The following is a 2067-nucleotide window of genomic DNA, read 5'->3' on the forward strand; positions in this document are numbered from 1 at the left end:
GCGAACTCGATCGCGAGCATCGCACCTCGCCCGCGCAGCTCCGCTACGACGTCGACAGAATCGAGCAGGGGCTCCAGCCGAGCGCGAACGACACTCTCGATGGTGGTGGCATGAGCGAGCAGCGTTCCGTCTTCGAGAGCCTCAAACACGCCCAGCGCGGCGGCGCAGGCCAGCGGATTGCCCGCGTAGGTACCACCGAGGCCTCCGGTGTGCACCGCGTTCATCAGTTCGGTGCGGCCGGTGACCGCGGCGAGTGGCAGCCCACCGCCGAGGGCTTTGGCGGTGACCATCAGGTCGGCGACGACGCCGTCGTGCTCGCTGGCGAACAGGGTGCCGGTGCGGCCCATGCCGGCCTGCACCTCATCCATCACGAAGACGATGCCGTGCGCATCCGCGATCGCCCGCAGCCCCGCCAGGAAGCCCGGGGCCGGCACCAGGAAGCCGCCCTCGCCCTGGATGGGCTCGATGACCATGGCGGCAAACGTCTCCGGACCGTTGTCGGCCAAAATCGTCTCGACCGCCGCGAGAGCCTCCACAGTGGCGTTCTCGGCGCCGCCCGGCCAGCGCAGCGGTGCGGCATTGGGTGCCCGGAAGATTTGCTCGGGGAACGGACCGAAGCCGAGTTTGTAGGGGTTCACCTTCGCCGTCATCGCCATCGTGAGGAGCGAACGGCCGTGGTATGCCTCATCGAAGACGAGCACGTTGGGCCGACCGGTGGCGGCCCTGGCGATCTTGATGGCGTTCTCGACGGCTTCCGCCCCTGTGGAAAACAGTGCGGTTCGCTTATCGAAGGTGCCGGGAGTGTGGGCGTTCAGCCAACGGCAGACCTCGGTGAATCCCTCGTACTCCGTGACCATGAAGCAGGTGTGGGTGAACTGTTCCAGCTGAGCGGCCACCCGGGCCTGCACGAACGGGTTGCTCGCCCCGACGCTGGTGACCGCGATGCCCGAAGCGAAATCGATGATCCGGTTGCCGTCAACATCCAGCAGGATGCCCCCCTCGGCTCTATCGATGAACACCGGCAGCGCACTGCCGAAGGCCGAGGTCACCTCGCGGTCGCGGACGGCCTGCAGTTCACGGGACCGCGGCCCGGGCAGGGGATGCGCGATGTGTCGGGACTGGAGAAGTGGAGTGAGAGCAGAGGCCATAGGACAAATGTAATCAGTAGGGTGATCGCAGTCTTTAGATAGTTCATCCAATTGTAGGGCGGCTTTGGATAGACTGACCAGACGACGAAGGAGTTCACCATTGGTCACGCTGGAGCAGTTGTGCGATCGCCTCGGCGCCGACCTTCGGCCTGCGGCGCCGGGCGCCATTGGGAGACAGCCCCTTACCGGCGTGCACATCTCGGAACTCGCGGACCCCACGCCCTATCTTGAGGGCGGGGAGTTGCTGCTCACGACGGGCATTCCGCTGGGCGGGGGTAATGCCGCCACCCGGGACTACGTCGACCGGCTGGCACAGAAGGGCATCGCGGCACTCGCACTGGGGCTCGGCGCCGGAACGGATCGCGTTGATCCCGCCCTCGTCGCGGCGTGCGTCGACGCGAATCTCGACCTGCTGCTGGTGCCCGAGGCGGTGCCGTTCCTGCACATTTCGCGCGCTTTCTGGACACTGGTGGGTAAATCGGAGCAGGCCGAACTGGCCTCGCGCCTCGATCTCCAGACCGCGCTGGCACGCGCCGCCACCCGAGACACCGCCACGCAGGCCATCATCAGCACGCTCGCCCAGGGGCTCGGCGGATGGGCGGCCTACCTGCCCGCAGACGGTGCGGCCGAAACGATCTGGCCGTCGACCGCGGCAGATGTCGTGCCGCAACTCCGGGCGGAGTCGGCCAGATTCAACCTGGTCGGAACCTACTCGGCGGCCACATTCCCCGTGGACGGCATGAACGTCGTCGAACATTCGATCACGATCGGTCAACACACCGTGGGCTTTCTCGCGGTGGCTGCGGGGCGTGACCTGCGAAGAGCCGACCGCCAGCTCATCCTCACCTCCTGCATGTTGCTGTCACTGACCGTGAAGCGCGCGCGGGAGGCATCACAGGCCGAAGCCGCACTGGGAGGC

Annotated in this window: 2 protein-coding genes; one reads left to right on the plus strand and one right to left on the minus strand. The window is 66.8% G+C overall.

The features are described from left to right. A partial coding sequence (locus RMN95_RS13300; protein ID WP_309617390.1) for an aminotransferase class III-fold pyridoxal phosphate-dependent enzyme occupies positions 1–1148 on the minus strand: 1148 nt, incomplete at its 3' end. Positions 1149–1248: 100 nt separating this feature from the next. Here RMN95_RS13300 and RMN95_RS13305 point away from each other — a divergent pair. After that, positions 1249–2067: PucR family transcriptional regulator ligand-binding domain-containing protein (locus RMN95_RS13305; protein WP_309617391.1), on the plus strand; the 819-nt coding region annotated here is incomplete at its 3' end.

It is taken from the genome of Salinibacterium sp., assembly GCF_031364185.1.
Taxonomy (GTDB): Bacteria; Actinomycetota; Actinomycetes; order Actinomycetales; family Microbacteriaceae; genus Rhodoglobus.